At 33.4% G+C, this 17,296-nt stretch carries 15 protein-coding genes; all 15 read right to left on the bottom strand.

The annotated features are described in order from the left end of the window. Nucleotides 1–2: 2 nt before the first annotated feature. The 15 genes from PW52_RS13780 to PW52_RS13710 all read right to left on the bottom strand — a co-directional run bounded on the left by PW52_RS13780 (nucleotide 3) and on the right by PW52_RS13710 (nucleotide 17,136). Nucleotides 3–1,982: a PAS domain S-box protein gene (locus PW52_RS13780; protein WP_044633556.1), complete on the bottom strand. Its 1,980-nt coding sequence runs from the start codon at nucleotides 1,980–1,982 to the stop codon at nucleotides 3–5. Next, nucleotides 1,983–2,522, bottom strand: a complete 540-nt coding sequence (locus PW52_RS13775) for a heme NO-binding domain-containing protein (RefSeq protein ID WP_044633555.1) — start codon at nucleotides 2,520–2,522, stop codon at nucleotides 1,983–1,985. Further along, on the bottom strand, nucleotides 2,522–2,935 hold the full coding sequence (locus tag PW52_RS13770; RefSeq protein ID WP_044633554.1) for a response regulator: 414 nt from the start codon (nucleotides 2,933–2,935) through the stop codon (nucleotides 2,522–2,524). The genes PW52_RS13775 and PW52_RS13770 overlap by 1 nt, the downstream gene beginning before the upstream one ends. Nucleotides 2,936–3,248: 313 nt before the next feature. Beyond that, nucleotides 3,249–4,334, bottom strand: coding sequence for a formylglycine-generating enzyme family protein (locus PW52_RS13765; RefSeq protein ID WP_082050920.1), 1,086 nt, complete (start codon nucleotides 4,332–4,334; stop codon nucleotides 3,249–3,251). 99 nt (nucleotides 4,335–4,433) lie between these two features. After that, nucleotides 4,434–4,892 carry an RNA methyltransferase gene (locus PW52_RS13760; RefSeq protein WP_044633553.1) on the bottom strand — a complete coding sequence of 153 codons (459 nt, stop codon included), beginning with the start codon at nucleotides 4,890–4,892 and terminating at the stop codon, nucleotides 4,434–4,436. A 70-nt stretch (nucleotides 4,893–4,962) separates the two neighbouring features. Further along, a complete protein-coding gene (locus PW52_RS13755) occupies nucleotides 4,963–6,111 on the bottom strand; it encodes an alpha-hydroxy acid oxidase (protein WP_044633552.1) in 1,149 nt (382 codons plus the stop codon). 123 nt (nucleotides 6,112–6,234) lie between these two features. Further along, the gene (locus PW52_RS13750) at nucleotides 6,235–7,020 is read right to left on the bottom strand and encodes an SDR family oxidoreductase (protein WP_044633551.1); all 786 of its coding nucleotides are present in this window, start codon (nucleotides 7,018–7,020) and stop codon (nucleotides 6,235–6,237) included. A gap of 16 nt (nucleotides 7,021–7,036) precedes the next feature. Next, nucleotides 7,037–7,873: an amidohydrolase family protein gene (locus tag PW52_RS13745; protein ID WP_044633550.1), complete on the bottom strand. Its 837-nt coding sequence runs from the start codon at nucleotides 7,871–7,873 to the stop codon at nucleotides 7,037–7,039. Continuing rightward, nucleotides 7,873–8,727 carry a fumarylacetoacetate hydrolase family protein gene (locus PW52_RS13740; RefSeq protein ID WP_044633549.1) on the bottom strand — a complete coding sequence of 285 codons (855 nt, stop codon included), beginning with the start codon at nucleotides 8,725–8,727 and terminating at the stop codon, nucleotides 7,873–7,875. Before PW52_RS13740 ends, PW52_RS13745 begins: the two co-directional genes overlap by 1 nt. Nucleotides 8,728–8,752: 25 nt before the next feature. Further along, a complete protein-coding gene (locus tag PW52_RS13735) occupies nucleotides 8,753–9,535 on the bottom strand; it encodes an SDR family NAD(P)-dependent oxidoreductase (protein ID WP_044633548.1) in 783 nt (260 codons plus the stop codon). Between the two features lie 23 nt (nucleotides 9,536–9,558). Beyond that, the gene (locus tag PW52_RS13730; RefSeq protein WP_044633547.1) at nucleotides 9,559–11,220 is read right to left on the bottom strand and encodes a UxaA family hydrolase; all 1,662 of its coding nucleotides are present in this window, start codon (nucleotides 11,218–11,220) and stop codon (nucleotides 9,559–9,561) included. Nucleotides 11,221–11,364: 144 nt separating this feature from the next. Further along, nucleotides 11,365–12,252, bottom strand: coding sequence for an AraC family transcriptional regulator (locus PW52_RS13725; protein WP_044633546.1), 888 nt, complete (start codon nucleotides 12,250–12,252; stop codon nucleotides 11,365–11,367). Between the two features lie 64 nt (nucleotides 12,253–12,316). Continuing rightward, complete coding sequence (locus PW52_RS13720) at nucleotides 12,317–14,668, bottom strand: glycoside hydrolase family 3 N-terminal domain-containing protein (protein ID WP_205618141.1); 2,352 nt, start codon at nucleotides 14,666–14,668, stop codon at nucleotides 12,317–12,319. 76 nt (nucleotides 14,669–14,744) lie between these two features. Further along, entirely contained in the window at nucleotides 14,745–15,488 is a 744-nt protein-coding gene (locus PW52_RS13715; RefSeq protein ID WP_052823512.1) for a DUF6250 domain-containing protein, read from the bottom strand. Between the two features lie 10 nt (nucleotides 15,489–15,498). Next, a complete protein-coding gene (locus PW52_RS13710; RefSeq protein WP_082050919.1) occupies nucleotides 15,499–17,136 on the bottom strand; it encodes a GH39 family glycosyl hydrolase in 1,638 nt (545 codons plus the stop codon). Nucleotides 17,137–17,296 lie beyond the last annotated feature (160 nt).

The raw sequence follows: 17,296 nt of genomic DNA, 5'->3' as shown, positions 1-17,296 counted from the left end.
GGCTATAATTTTTTTAGTGTAAAATAAAAGGTGGTCCCTTTTGTTGGCTCACTATCCAACCAAATTTCACCTTCATGCATCTCAACAATTTTTTTAACGATAGAAAGCCCTATTCCTGTTGAGTCTTTCCGTTTATTCAGGGATAGAAAAATTTTAAATATTTTATCATGGAATTTTTTATCGATGCCAATACCATTATCTTTTACAGAAAACTGGTAATAATCGTCTTGTGCTTTCACATCAATTTCTACTAGCCCATTTTCTTTATCAATAAATTTTATCGCATTACTCATTAAATTTTGAAACAACTGTTGTAACTTAATGCGGTTGCCGTTAATGCATGGTAAGGTATTTAATACTTTTATATTTATATGACTTGGTTTGTGTAAAATACCAATTAAATCATTTACTAAAATATTTAGATTTACTTCTTCTTTTTCTCCATCATCCGAACCAATGCTTGAATACTCTAAAACATCGGTAATTAATTGTTCCATTTTTTCGAGAGTGGTTTCAATATGAGCTATATTTTGTAGGCTAACCGCATCTAAATTATCTTTATTATCTTCCTTTAGCCAACTAACTAAAGCATTTATGCTGCGTAAAGGCGATTTTAAATCGTGCGAAACAACATGGGCATATTCATAAAGTTCATCGTTGCTTTTTTCTAACTTTTTTAATAATTTTTCTTTTTGAAACTTAAGGTTTTTAATTTCAGTTATATCAAAAATAACGCCTATAGAGCCAATTGTTTCTCCCTGTAAGTTATAGTTTGGCGCGCCGCTTACTAATAAATATCTTACTTCTCCATCTTTTCGTTTTATTGGTACCTCGTAAGAATCTATTTTTCCTTTTTTTCTTTCTGCTACCTTTTCTTCTATTAGCTCTCTGTTTTCACCAAAAGTCATTAAATCTATACCTCTCTTACCTATTAACTCTTCCTCTAAATACCCTGTTATTTCAGAGAAGCTTTTATTGGCCATAAGTATATTGTCGTTTAAGTCAATTTCTATTAATCCTAAATTCATGTTAGAAATAATACTAGAATATTTATATCGTTCTACTTCTAAACTTTTTCTATATTGTCTTCTAATAGTAAAATCGTTATACTTCCACAAGTGACCTTTGTAAATACCATCTCTAAAAATAGGAATATAATCTCGTTCGAAAATTCGACCATCTACGGTTTCCAAATCTTCATTTAAAACTGGCTTTTTTTCATTAAATGCGATATTTATATCATCAATAAACTTTTTAGAATCTTTAAAACTCAGTTTTATTTGTTCTATAACCGTTTTGCAATCTTTCCCAATTAATTCGTTAGGTACTTGTAAACCAAAAAACTCACAAAATTTATTATTTACAAGAATTATTTTTCGATTTTCATCTTCAAGAAGTATACCTTCTTCAAGGTTTTGAATTAATGTAGCTAAACGTTCTTCGGATTTTATTAATTTTTCTTTTTCATATTTTGCTTGCGTAATATCTCGAACAATACCATGAGAAGCAATGGGTAGGCCGTTATCATAAATAACACTAGCATTAATTTGAACAATTAAATCTCGTTGATCTTTAGTAGTAATATTCACAACCAAATTACTTACAGAACCACCTTCTTTATAAACCAAATTAAAAGCATTAAAAACATCTTGGTATTGGTCAGGACGCACTAGTTCCATTAAATTACAGTCATCTTTTATACTTTTTAAGCCTAAAAGTGAAACTGCTGACGCATTCATTTTTAGAATATTTCCTTCAACATCGGCCACTACGTAAGCATCTACAATATGTTCAAAAACGCCTTGTAGTTGCGAATCTGTTTGAGAATAGGTAGATTCTAAATCAGAATATGCTGCTTCTAATTTTTGATTAGATTCGTATAATTCTGCCGACTTTTGCTCTAAAATAGATTCGGCTTGTTTTCTAGCCGCTTTTTCCCGTTTAAGTGCGCGTTGCAGTATGTCAATTTTATCTTGACTCATTTAGTTCTTATTGATAATGAACTTTACTTCGGTAGCGACATCATTAAGTTTTTCAAACTCTATTGTAGCGCTTTCATTAAAATGCTCGAAAGTTTTGTTCATTAGCCCCAAGCCAAAGGCATGCATTGACCTACTAGATTTGTAAATTAAAACTAATCTTTTTGGTGTTTTTTCTAAAACTTGAAACGTAGGCAATTCGGCATCTGGATATATTTTTCTTACTTCAACATGAATATGATTTTCAATTGAAGCTAACATTTCAATAGGATCGGAATACATCTCTAACACTCCTGAATAGCTTCGTTTAATTACACTAAAGAAATGTTCGGCGTAAACTTGTAATAAATCATCAATTGAAATGTTTGTGTTTTCACTTAAATGTGTTAATAATTGTAACATCTCGGAAAACTCGTATGTTCCTACAGATGTGTAAACACCTTCAGATTTTAAATTAGAACTGTTAATAATTGTATCAACCATTTCAATTCCAAATTTATCTTCTACTAAATCTAAAAATTCTGTGAAAACAATACCTTTCATTATATCTGTTTTAACTCATTAATACTCCAATATGCTAAAATATTTTCTATTTTAGTTATGTATTCTTCATATTTTAACGGTTTTAAAACATAACCAGCTATCCCAATTTTATAACACTCTAATAAATCACGCTGGTTACTTGATGTAGTTAAAATTATAGTTGGGATGTATTTTAAAACATCGTCGTTTTTTAAAATACCTAAAAATTCAATCCCATTTAATTTAGGCATGTTTAAATCTAATAAAATTATATCGGGTAATTCACCTTTATTTTGTAAAACATCTAAGGCTTCTTCTCCATTATTTGCTTCTATGATATTATGTTTTAGCTGAAGTGATGCAATTGCTCTGTTTAACTTCATAACTTCAATAACATCGTCTTCTATTAATAAAACATTTAGAACTTTAGACATCATGGTACGTTTTTTTCGTGATTTTGGGATAAAAATATAACTAAACCCTAGACTTTTTTTGATACTTCGTTAATATATAAATATGTGTAGACGAATGGTAAAACGGGATAGATGAATGGCTTTAAAGAAAATAATAAAATGATTAAATAATTCAATAAATTAATACATGCAGATACATTTAATGTAAAACTTAGCTTTTAAAATAACATATATTTATAGAAGTTTTTAACCCATATTTTCGAGTTATCCTAGCTACCAAATTCCCTAAATTTAAAATCTAATAATAATGAAAGCTATTATATAAAATAAGCTATTATTTTTTAAGCATCTCTGTAGTAACTACAGTTCTGAACCCAGAATGGTCTGATCCAGAATCAGTACTTGAACCCATTCTGGCCGAAATTCTAAAACTTGCGCAATATGAAGCATGACATAAAAAAGAACCGCCTTTAATAACGTGCTCTTCCTGATAAGGATTACTAGGACTGTAACTGTTTTTCGCTCCTGTAGGATTAATTAATGTCTTATTTATATTAATTTGTTGATAGTAATTTACATTAAACAAATCGCTTGTTAACTCCCAAACATTCCCCATCATATCGTACAAACCAATACTATTAGGCTCATAAGATTTTACAGGAGCAATAAGTTCAAAACCATCTTGAGATTCGTTCTTAGTTGGAAAAATTCCCTGCCAAGTATTTGCTTTTTGAGTTAGTAATTCTGAATTATTACCCCAAGTATAAATATTATCTTTTAAGGTACCTTGGGCGGCCGCTTCCCATTCTGCTTCTGTTGGTAAACGCCTGTTAGCCCATTTACAATATGCTATAGCATCTTGATATGCTATATGCACTACTGGATAGTTATCCTTACCTTCAATGGTACTTTCTGGCCCTTCAGGATGTTGCCAATTAGCTCCTATTTTCCAAGTCCACCATTGAGTGTAGTTATCCATAGTTGCGACCTGGCTCACATTTTTATTAAAAATTAAGCTTCCTGGTTGTAGCACAGAATCATGAGGCTTTGGTGTTCCTGGAGGTAAGCTCGCTTTCATTTCATTCCAATTAATAGGACGTTCTGCAACGGTTACGTAACCAGTTTCATCAACAAATTTCTTAAACTGCTTATTGGTAACTTCTGTAACATCTATAAAAAAACCATCAACTTTAACTAAATGCCCTGGTTTTTCCCTTGGCATAGCATATTGGTCACCTGGTTTAGCTCCTTGTGTAAACGTTTTTCCGTTTACCCAAATCATACCTTCTGGTGCAGTTGGAGCTAAATCTTTTACAATTTCTTCTTGGTTAATTTGAGATTGCTTCGGGTTTTTACAATTAGATAAAAATATAGAAAGAACTAATAATATAGGAAGAAGAATAGATTTTTTAATGTTCACTGGATAGGTTTTATAATTACTTATTTAAACAAATATAAGGATTGCTTTACTTGGGTAATTTGATTTATAACATTTTAACAAAATACAGCACTTTAACAACTAACTCCTAGCCTTATCAAGCTGTCTATCGTACATTACAATACTTCCAGCTACCGAAACATTTAAACTTAAGGTTGATTTGAATTTTACCAGAAAATGCGATTTCTCGATAGCTTCATTGGTTAAACCATGGTCTTCTGCTCCTAACAAATATACACAGCGTCTTGGATGCTGAAAAGACTCTAGATCTTGCGATTTTTCGTGAAGCTCGACACCAACAATTCTTGCGCCTTTGGGTAAGTTATTAAAAAATTCTTCGAAATTATCATAATGAAAATAGGGCATCGATTTTACAGCGTTATGGGTATCGCAAGCCTGTTTAGCGTATCGATTGCCAATTGTAAAAATAAAACTAGCGCCCATATTTTGAGCCGAACGCCACAAAACACCTAAGTTTTCTGGGGTTTTACCATTTAAAATACCAATACCAAAAAACTCGTTTATAAAGTTGTTGTTCATTTAGTAAAAATATAAAACTTTCACATAAATGAACAACAAAGCTTTTTAGATCTTATATAAAGAATAAATATTATTTTATTAAATGATTCGGCAAATCGGATACTTGTTTACAACATAATTGCTCTAAAATTTGTTGCAATTCGGTTTTAAGCAATCCAATAGTATGATCGCCACCTTGTTTACCTAAAGCACCAACACCGTACATAAAACTTCTACCCATAAAGGTAAATTTAGCTCCACTAGCCATAGTTCTGGCAATATCTGGACCAGTACGAATACCACTATCCATCATAATAGTTATTTGGTCGCCATATTTTTCTACAATTCTTTCTAAAGGCTTTATTGTTGATTCACCAGCGTCTAATTGACGACCACCGTGATTAGAGACAATAATACCATCGAAACCTAAGCGGATAGCAGCTTCGGCATCTTCCATAGATGCAACACCTTTTAAAACCAACTTTCCTTTCCACATATCGCGAATTGGCTTAATGCGTTCTTCATTTAATCTTCCAGAAAAAGTTTCATCCATAAATTTACCTAGCTGTTTTAAATCTAAACCTTTAGGCATATATGGTTTTAAAGTTTCAAAATTTGGCTGTCCGTACTTTAATGTATTTAAAGCCCAGGCAGGTTTTCCTAAAACTTGAATAATATTTTTAAGCGTCATTTTTGGTGGCATAGCCAAACCATTTCGAATATCTCTTGGTCTAAAACCAAAGGTTGGCACATCACACAAAACAACTAAAACCGGACATTCGGCAGCTTCAGCACGCTTAAGGATATCATCTCTAAGTTCTGTTTTAGCTGGATGATATAATTGAAACCATGCCTTACCTTCTGTAATTTCGCTAATACGCTCAATACTACTAGTGGTTACTGTACTTAAACAAAATGGGATGTTATGATTAAAGGCTGCTTTAGCCAAAATTTCTGGCGAATTAGGCCACATTAATCCTTGCAAACCAACCGGAGCAATTCCAAAAGGCGCATCATATTCAATACCGAACAACTCGGTTTTTAAATTCGAGCCTTCGTAATTTCTTAAGTAATTTGGCAATAATTGTACTTCTCGTAACTCTGCCGTATTTCTATGTAAGTTTACATCTTCGTTACAACCACCATCTAAATATTCGAATGCAAATTTTGGCATTCTTTTTTTTGCTTTAGCTTTTAAGTCGTAAATGGAAGGATATTTTGTATTAAAACTAGGTTTCATAATGTTATGGATAGCTATTATTAATTTCCTATATACTTTATAATTTTTAAAAAGATCTTTTTTTTAAAAAGTATAAAAAGCTTCTATGACTCATTTAAAGAAATTAATTATTTATGTTTATAATTAGTTGTTTAACGCTCTATCTAAATGGGTGTAACCACCATCTACATATACCAGTTGACCCGTGGTATGGCTCGATTTTGGAGATAACAAAAAAGCTACAGTGTCTCCTAATTCCTCAGGAGTTGTCATTCTATTTTCTAACGGAATATTTTTAGTAATAGCAGCCAATTTCTCTTCTTTATTAGGGAAAGTGTTTAACCATCTTTCGTATAATGGCGTATAACACTCTGCTACAATTAATGCATTTACACGAACACTATACGGTAGTAATTCTATAGCCCATTCTCTGGTTAAAGCGTTGCGCCCACCGTTTGCAGAGGCATAGCCTGAGGTTCCTCCCTGCCCAGTATCGGCGGTTTTAGAGCCTACATTTACAATAGCACCTTTGCTCTTTTTAAGTTCTGGCAAGGCATATTTGGCCATTAAAAAATAATGTACAAGATTGCGTTTTAATGATTCTATAAAACTTTCGGCATCACCATTTTCTAGTCCAACACCATCATTAACTCCAGCGTTATTTACAAGTCCATCAATACGGCCGTACCTATCGATAGTAGATTGCACGGCATTTTTACATTGTTCTGGATCTGTTAGTTCTGCAATTGCATAAAAAACTTCTGCGCCTTGTACTTTAAAGTTTTTAATAACCTCATCTACACTAGCTTTATTTCTTGTAATTATAACAGGTATAGCTTCCTCTCTAATTAAAGATTCTACAATACCTAAGCCAACTCCTTTAGAGCCACCAGTTACTATAATTACTTTATCTTTTAGTTGTAAATCCATTAATTTAGTTTGTTGATTAGTTGTTTAGCTTATATATTCTAACTGCATTATCTCCCATAATTTTACTAACATCTTCTTTTGAGAATGCACTAAAATATTGTTCTATAATTTGAAGCACATCTTGGTATTCTCCTGCCAATAAACACACTGGCCAATCAGAACCAAAAAGTAATCTGTCTGTGCCAAAAGCTTCAACAACTACATTTAAAAATTCGTAAAAATCTTTTTCTTCCCACTTAAAATCTTGTGTTTCGGTAATCATTCCCGACACTTTACAAGATACATTTTTATACGATGCTAAACGCTTAATATTAGTTTTCCAGTTGGTATTTGCTATTAATCCTTCTGAAATTTTTGGCTTCGCTATATGATCTAGAACAAATTCTTGCTCTGGAAACTTAGCTACCATTTTTATTACATTTTCTAATTGATTTGGAAAAACCAAAATATCGTAAACTAAGTTATATTTACTTAATTTACTAATTCCGTTTAGAAAATCGTTTCGTAAAACAAAATCTTCTGTTTCAGCCTGTACAATATGCCTAACACCTTTAAATAATTTGTTTTGCGTAAAATGCTTTAATCTTTCTTCCACGTTTTCGTTACACAAATCTACCCAACCAACAACACCTTTTATAAAAGGATTATTTAAAGCACATTCTAATAAAAAATTAGTTTCCTTTTCAGATTGATCTGCTTGAACGGCAATGCAACCATCAATATTATTGGCTTTTAAAATGGGCTTTAAATCCTTTGGTAAAAAATCCTTTCTAATAACCAACATAGAATCGTCAATCCAGCTATCTCTAACTGGATTGAAAATCCAAAAATGTTGATGTGCATCAATACGCATTATTTGTATGCTTTTACGTTTTGTTTTGAAACTCCTAAGCCTTCAATACCTAACTCCATAACATCTCCTTCTTTTAAATACATTGGTGGGTTTAAACCTAAACCAACACCAAATGGCGTTCCTGTAGAAATAATATCTCCAGGTAAAAGCGTCATGAATTGGCTAATATGGCTAACCACATGTTGTACGTTAAAAATAAAATCTGAAGTTGTGCTATTTTGCATTACTTCGCCATTTAACTTTAACCATAAGTTTAAGTTATTCGGATCTTCTATTTCGTCGGTTGTAGCAATAAATGGCCCTACTGGTGCGAAGGTGTCGCAACCTTTTCCTTTACACCATTGTCCTGATTTTTCTATTTGAAAAGCACGCTCACTAACATCGTTGTGTAAAACGTATCCGGCTATATGATCGAATGCATCTGCTTCTTCAACATAAGATGCTTTTTTACCAATTACAATAGCTAACTCTACTTCCCAATCGCTTTTTTCGCTGTTTTTTGGGATGATAACATCGTCGTTTGGCCCTACTAATGCTGTTGTAGATTTAAAGAATAACACAGGTTCTTTTGGAATTTCCATACCAGCCTCGGCGGCGTGTTGTGCGTAGTTTAAACCTACACATACTATTTTTGATGGTCTGGTTAATGGCACACCTAAACGTACGCTATCATCAACCTCTGGGCAACTAGCTTGGTTCGCTTCTAACCATGTGGCTAGTTTTTCGATACCGCCGTTTCCAAAAAAATCTTCATCGTAATCTTGTCCAAAAGCAGACACATCTATTTTTGTTCCGTTGGCTAACTGAACCCCTGGCTTTTCTTCGCCTTCGGCTCCAAATCTTATTAATTTCATTTTAAAATATTTTTTTGAGTGTTTTTTAATTCCCGTTTAAAGTAACAAATCCGCCATCGATAGCATAGTTAGATCCTGTTATAAATCCGGCTTCGTCCGAACATAAAAACAATACTAAATCGGCCATTTCTTGTGGTTTTCCCATTCTTCCAATAGGTTGTGTTTGCGATAATTTCGCAAACATTTCGTCTTCTTTTCCTGGATAATTTTTCTTTATAAATCCATCTACAAATGGCGTGTGTACACGACCTGGAGCTATACAATTACAACGAATACCATCCTTTAAATAATCTTTAGCTACGGAATAGGTAATGGTTAACACCGCGCCTTTAGTCATAGAATATGCAAAACGATCGTTAATACCAACCGTTGATGCAATAGATGCTAAATTTAAGATAACGCCATTACCTGATTTTTTTAAGGCCGGTAAACACGATTTGATACAGTTGTAAACCCCTTTAATGTTTACGTTGTATAACCTGTCTAGATCTTCTTCTTCGCAAGCTTCAATATTACCAACGTGGGCAATACCCGCATTGTTTATTAAAATATCGATGTTTCCGTTTTTAGTAATGGTTTCTACAATACTATCTACGTTGGCTTTGCTAGCAACATCGCATTTGTGGGCCGCTGCGTTACCATTTGTGGCTTCAATTTCTTTTACCGTTTCTTCGGCGGCTTCTAAATTAAAATCTAAGATATGTACTGTAGCGCCTTGCTGTGCAAAGGTTAACGATATGGCTTTACCAATACCGCTACCACCACCAGTAACCAAGGCTACTTTATTTTTTAAACTGAATTTTGACATGTGATATTAGTTGGATTAATATTTTATAAGGACATTCCGCGTTTCCATGGAATGAAATCGTCTTGACGTAATTGCTTAGCTTTAGTTAATTTACCGCTAGCCACCTCGATTACAAAGTCTAGCAACTGCTCGCCAGCTTCTTCAATAGAGGTTGTTCCTTCTATTATTGTACCCGCATTAAAATCGATAATATCAGGCATTTTATTGTATAGTTTTGTGTTGGTAGATACCTTTACCACTGGCGTAATTGGGTTACCTGTTGGCGTACCTAAACCTGTTGTAAATAAAATAATGTTACATCCGGAACCTGCTAAACCAGTAGTAGACTCTACATCGTTTCCTGGTGTACATAATAAATTTAAGCCTGGTTTTGTAACTTGTTCTGTGTAATCTAAAACATCTTCAACTGGAGAACTTCCTCCTTTTTTTGCAGCTCCAGCAGATTTTATGGCATCGGTAATTAAACCATCTTTTATATTTCCTGGTGAAGGGTTTGCATAAAAACCTGCCCCTAAAGCATCGGCCTTAGCATTGTAAGTAGACATTATTTTTGAAAACTTTTTAGCGTTTTCAACCTTTGTACATCTATTAATCATTTCTTGCTCAACCCCGTTTAATTCTGGAAATTCAGACAATACACTAGCCCCACCAAGGGCTACGATTAAATCGGAAACATAACCTAAGGTTGGATTTGCAGAAATACCCGAAAAACCATCGGAACCACCACACTCTAAACCTATTACCAATTTACTTAACGGCGCTGGTTTACGTTCATTCTTATTAGCTTCAATTAAACCAACAAATGTTTTTTTAACTGCTTCGGCTAAAAGCACTTCTTCTGAAGCTATATGTTGCTGCTCTAAAACATAAATAGGTTTTTTATGCTCGGGCGACATTTTATTTAAAGCATCTTGAAGAATACTAGCCTGTGCATGTTGGCAACCTAAACTTAAAATGGTTGCTCCTGCAACATTGGGGTTGTTTATATAACCTGCTAATAAGTGACAAAGTGCCACAGAATCTGAAGTTGCACCACCGCAGCCACCTTCGTGCGTTAAGAAATGAATACCATCTACATTAGGAAATAAAGAATTCTTCTCTTTATGTTGAGACGATTTTAAAATATCTTTATTTAAAATAGCTTCGGTTGAAGCGCCGCTTTTATAATCTGCAATTAAAGCATCAACATCTAGTTTTAAATGTTGCTCTTTGCTAAATCCTAATTTTTCTAAAAGGGCGTGTTTTAAAACCTCAACATTTCTATTTTGGCAAAATACTAAGGGTATAATTAGCCAATTATTCTCGGTACCTACTTTGCCATCGGCACGGTGATACCCATTAAATGTTTTAGTTATAAATTTTGAAACATCGGGTTGTTCCCACTCGATTTTATTTTTTTCGTTATTGGCCGCATAAGTTTCGGTATCGTGTTCTAAATTAGTAGTACTAATTAATCCGCCTTGAGCGATATCTTTTTTAGCACGCCCAACCAAAACACCATACATATAAATAGCATCACCTTTTTTAAAAGCTTGTGTTGCAAATTTATGTTTTGCTGAAATTGTATCGCTAAGCGTATATTCTTCAGAATTTAGGACCACTTTTGTGCCTTTTTCAAGATCTCGAAGGGCTACAATAACGTTGTCTTTTGGATGTATTTTTAATACCGTATTCGTTGTACTCATTAGTCGTTGGTTTATTAAAGCAATATTACTACCAAATAAAGATTTAGTCTAATTTATATTTGACAGATACTGGTATTTTTTTTGCTGTTATGAAGTTTTTATTGCAATTAGTGCAAAAATACCCTGTAAAAAATCACCAATAGCTTAATTATTTTCCTCTTGAGAAGCTTCAGATTTATAGTTTTTTAAAAATTCTGAGGGTGTACAATTCATAATAACTTTAAATTGCCTGTTAAAATTTGAGATATTCTTAAAACCAGACTCAAAACAAACGGCAGCAATATTAAATTTGCTTTCAATTAATAATTTACAAGCGTAACCTACCCTAATTTCGGTAACGTATTTAGAAAATGTTTTCCTATTTACACGTTTAAAATATCGGCTAAATGCCGAAGCATTCATATTTGCTATTTTAGCAGCTTCTTCTAAACTTATATCTTTATTAAAGTTATTAAAAATATAGGCTTGTACTTTATCTTGAACAATACTTTTTGTTAATTTAAATGCATTTACAAAACCATAGCTAGTTAACTTTTGCGTGTCCTTATATTTTGCAAGCTGATTTAAAACATTTAAAAATGCTATGGTTTTATTAAAACCATCTAACTCTGGTAGTTTTGTAATTTCGTTAATTAAACGGTTGCTTACATTTAAAAATTTAAGTCCGAATTTGGCACGTTCAAACAATTCTAAAAGATGAATCATTTCTGGTGTTTCAAAAAAATAACTTCCTAAAAAATCTTTTTTAAAATGAACCGAAACAGCTTTAGCTTTTAATTGAGAATCTTCATTGAAATATTCTGGGTCGTTTTGCCACATGTGCGGCAAGTTTTTCCCAATTAAAACAATATCTTTTGGCTTAAACTTTTCAATACTATCGCCAACAAAACAAGTACCTTGACTTTTTAAAATTACAACAAGCTCCATTTCTGGATGATAATGCCAAACTTTTAAAAAATTTGGATACTCGTTAACTCTAGCACTAAATGAGCTATTGTTTAAACTACTTCTATCAAGAAAATGTAATTTCATAAGTTTAAAGAGCCTGTTTCTAAATTAGGTTTTCTCGAAATGTAATACTTATTGATTAATAAAACTAATATACCTCAAAATCTGATTCTAGCCTGATATCGACCGACGAGCTGCCAACCATTATTTTAAACATACCAGGCTCAACCGTCCAATTCATGTTTTTATCTAATATTGCTAAATCGTCTGGTATTAGGGTGAATTCCACAATTTTTTCTTCATTTGGTTTTAAATGAATGCGCTCAAATCCTCTTAAAACCGACTCGTAGGTGGTTACACTACTCACCTTATCCTTTAAATACAATTGTACAACCTCGTCTCCTGCTAATTTCCCCGTATTTTTAACTTTAACAGAAACTTTTAAATTGGCTTGCGATTTTATTTTTAAAGCAGACAACTTTAAATTGGTATAACTAAAAGTAGTATAACTTAACCCGTAACCAAAAGGAAATAATGGCCCAAGTACACGTGTATTTCCGTAGCCATTTGGCCCTTTACCAGGTTGTCCCGCTTGAGACCCTGGCTTAAACGGAAAATTTAATGGAATTTGCCCTACCGTTTTAGGAAAGGTTACCGACAATTTACCTCCCGGATTATAATCTCCAAATAAGGTTTCGGCAACCACCTCGCCTGCCGCAGTGCTAGGAAACCACGCTTCTAAAATAGCTGGTAAATATTTATTCTCCCAATTTATTGTTAGCGGTTGCCCATTTATTAAAACCAATATTACAGGCTTACCTGTTGCATACAATGCTTGCACTAATTGCTGCTGGCGACCTGGTAAACCCAAACTGGTTCTCGACATGGTTTCGCCTACACGTTTGTCGTCTTCTCCAACAACAGCAATAATAACATCGGATTGTTCTGCTTTTTTAACCGCAGCATTTATACTTTCTTGTTCTTGTTCGGTTAACGGGGTTGGGATTATTTCGCTTCCAGGCCAATCTTTATCAACAACATCACAGCCTTTCTCGTAGGCTACGTTTGCCTTACTTCCAACATAGTTTTTAACACCTTTAAACACCGAAACCGATGGGTTAAACGCTGGCCCATAACGACTGTAAGTAAAACTCACTTCGTTTGCCAATGGCCCAGTAACCAAAATATTATTTATTTTATTAAGATTTAATGGCAGTGTATTATTTTCATTTTTAAGCAACACTAGAGACTCTCTATTAATTTGCTTCGATAGCGATTCGGCTTCTTTGGTATGCACCAGTTTATCGGCTTCTTTTGGATTTGCTACATATGGATTATCAAATAATCCTAATTTAAATTTAATCCTTAAAACATCGGCCACACGAGCATCTATGGTTTGCATAGAAAGTTCTCCATTTGCAATAAGTTCTCGAAGTGGTTCGATAAACGATTCTGGGGTTCTAAACGTGGTTCTTACATTTAGTCCAGCTTCAATAACTTGTCTTACAGCTTCTTTATAACTATCGGCAACATGGTGTTTTTCATATACATACTCTACAGCCTCACTATCGGAAACGACATAACCATTAAAACCATACTTTTCGCGAAGCAATTCGGTTAAAAAATAGCGACTTGCCGTTATAGGCTCGCCATCGTAGTCGTTATAACTACTCATAATTCCCATTGGGTTTGCTTCTTTTATAACTCGTTTAAAAGGATACAAATGAAGTTGAAACATTTCTCTAGGTGCCACATGCGGATCGGTTCTAGCATCGCCATCACGCGCTCCTTTTGGAATACTATACACCGCAAAATGTTTTAATGTTGATGCAACACCTTGTTCTTGTATACCAAGCGTCATAGCTTTACCCATTTCGGCAACATGAAAAGGTGATTCGCCGTAGCTCTCTAATACACGCCCCCAACGTTGGTCGCGCGCTACATCTAAAATGGGTGCATAAACATTAGTATAACCTAAAGCTTTAGCTTCGCGCCCAACCATTTCTCCCGCTTGTTTTACTAAATTTTTATTCCAAGTGCTACCAATACCTATTGGTGCAGGAAGTGGCGTTGCTTTTTCATGACACAAACCATGTATTGCTTCATTTGTAAAATCGACTGGAATACCTAACCTAGTTTCTTCAACAAACCATTTTTGAACTTTATTAATAGCTTCTGCATGTGTGCTAAATGGATAAGCGTATTTTGTATGTGTTTTTTCTTGATTCCAAATGGTGTTTAAATGTTCGTCGATATTGGCAATACCATCTTTCCAAACTCTTTGCTTCCATTTTGGATTAGGCAACTCATCTTCTAAAACACGAGCAAACCCATAAAGTGTTGCTAATTGGCATGTTTTTTCGTTAACATTCATTAAACCTATTAGGTTTTGCACACGAGCTTCTAGGGGAGCTTTGCTATCTTCAAAAACATCTTTTTTATTATTCTTATTAAAATCTATCCAACCTTGATGGTAAATAGATTTTGTATCAGACTTCATTGCACTTAATACAATTACGCAACAAACAAGTGCCAACTGCTTAAAATTACGGATATACCTCATTATTAATTTCAGTTTAAGATTTTATTTGGTATACCTTAAAGTTATCAACTTTCATATGGTTTTTAACGGTTCTAAAACCAAAATAGCCTGATGTATATGGTGCATCATCCTCAAAATCAGAAAACAATTCTCCGTTTCTATAATATTGAATTACACCATGGTTAGCAACAATTTTAATATGATAAGTTTTATTGGGTTCTAACATATATTTAGAATCGCTTAAATCATGTTCTGGCAAGAGAGGTCGTTCTCCATTGCCAACATACCTTCTAAATCTGGTAGTTTTATTATGGTTACCGCCAACACCCATGTAATACAATTGTAAGCTATCGTAATTTGAAAATTTACCACCTCTGCTTTTGGAATTTTCGAATAAATTTGATGGGTTTTCTGGATCAGTTGCCATCCAAAAACAATTAAGGTCAGATACTCTATCGTTTACACCTCCGTCTTGTACTATTACCACATCATACTCAATTATTATAGAACCTTCAAACTTTTCTTTTAACCAAACAGTACAACCTTTTTCATCATTAATTTCTAATTTACCGTTATTTAATTCTACAACACCACCTTCCATTTGTTCAACCTGCCAATCACTTAAATCACCATCAAAATCATTTTTATAAATTAAAGATGCTTCCACTTCAGATTCATTTATTGTAAAAACTTTATCATTTTGGCAACCTGAAACAAAAACAGTAAAAAACGTTATAGTCAACAATGCTGCTATTACAGGCAATTTATAATTTTTCATGATATTTAGTTTAGTTAATTTGTTTGATGAGCACCAAACTCCAAGGTGTTATTTCGTGGTTAATATTTAACATGCCATTACTATTGGCTTTTACAAATTTTTTATTCATTGTATTTGCAAAAGCTTTCATGATTTTAATTTGTTCTCTTGTTGGTGGCTCTGGTTTACCCATGGCTTCCCAAAAATTATGAATATTTCCATGATCTTTATCTAAAATTTCTAATTCGAATAAGGTGCCAGGTTTTAAATTTTTTAATGTGAAATTTAATTGTTTTGAAGTGCCGCTTTCTCGTTTATTAGTTCCAGAGGGCACCGCATTTTCGTATTCTTTAGGATAATTATAAGCCAGTGCTACAATTTTTTTATCGTCGGATTTTTTACTGATGAATAAATACTCGTTTTTGTACAATTGTTGATTTCCCAATTGGTTTAACATTCTGTACGCGTGGTATGATGGTTTTACTAATCCCTGATAATTTATCATTCCGAAACCCCCATGAAAAATGCTTGAAGCACCACCTTTTTCTTCAAAAATATCGGTGAAAGTCCAAAATGCTAACGAATTTGTAAGTCCAATACAATCTAAATTAGACTTTACAATATAAGCCGCAGCCGGTAAACGATCGTGCATAGCATCGCGGCTGCTTGGGCTGGTATTCCATTCGGTTAAATGAATTTCGGCATTTGGATAGGCACTTTTTGAAATGGTATTTTTTAACCATATTAAATCTTCTTTTACAGAATGCACGTAACGTGTTAACCCACGACCTTTTCCTGTTTCTGGATTAAAGGCATAATCGGTTGGATAGGGATGTGTTGAAACAAAATCGACCGGTAAATTTTCTTTTTTACAGTATTTTAAAAAGTCTTCAATCCATACGCCATGCCATTTTAATGCATTAATATCTTCAATTTTAAAAATTTCTTCAGAAACATGATTATTTATAATTTCTCCATCAAACCGAGCATCTGGAACAAAATTACTTGTAGATGGACCTCCAATTTTTAAGCGACTATCAATACTTTTTACAGCCAAGGCCGATTGCTTATACATTTCGAAGTACTGCGATTTTGTTCCATGCCAAAAAAACGGATATAAATTAGGCTCATTCCAAACCTCGAAATACCAAGTTAATACTTCTTCTATTCCATAACGATCTACGCAATGCTGGGTAAATGCTTTAATTAAATCGAACCATTGTGCAAATGTATCTTCTTTAGGAGTCACTTTAGCCTTCCACCAGAATACGGTTTTAGAGTCTTCTGCGGCCATACTTGAAGGCAAAAAAGCTAGTTCTACAAAAGGTTTTACATTTAAATCTAATAGTCTATCAAAAACATCGTCGATATATTGCCAGTTATAAACTGTTTTTCCTTTTTCTATTATTACCGGAAACATATCGTCGTGAAACAAACCATGAAATCGAACATATTGGAAACCACAATTTTCTTGTACTTGTTGCATTTGCTCAAGCCAACCTGCCCGAAGTGCCTCGTTCGCTCGACCAGCTCCAACCACTTTACTCCAGTAATGCTCGAATGTAACTCCTTGTTGGTTTACATCAATTTGAATGTTTTTTTGCGCATTTGAAAACAAAAAAGAAAGTAAGACAATAGCGATACAAATTATATTTTTTAAAATTCTCATAATAGTTAAATAACAGTATATGCAATTTGCTAAAAGTTTAAATTTTTACTTATAACTAATTAACCATAAACTATAAATATTGTTTCTTTTATAGCGAAAAAGCCATATCAACACAACATTGATACGGCTCTTTCAAAATAAACTAAAATACTTGCTTACA

The organism is Neotamlana sedimentorum, assembly GCF_000943565.1.
In the GTDB taxonomy this organism is placed as follows: Bacteria; Bacteroidota; Bacteroidia; order Flavobacteriales; family Flavobacteriaceae; genus Neotamlana; species Neotamlana sedimentorum.
Note: the sequence above shows the minus strand (reverse complement) of the source record. Positions and strands in the feature narration are given on the sequence as shown.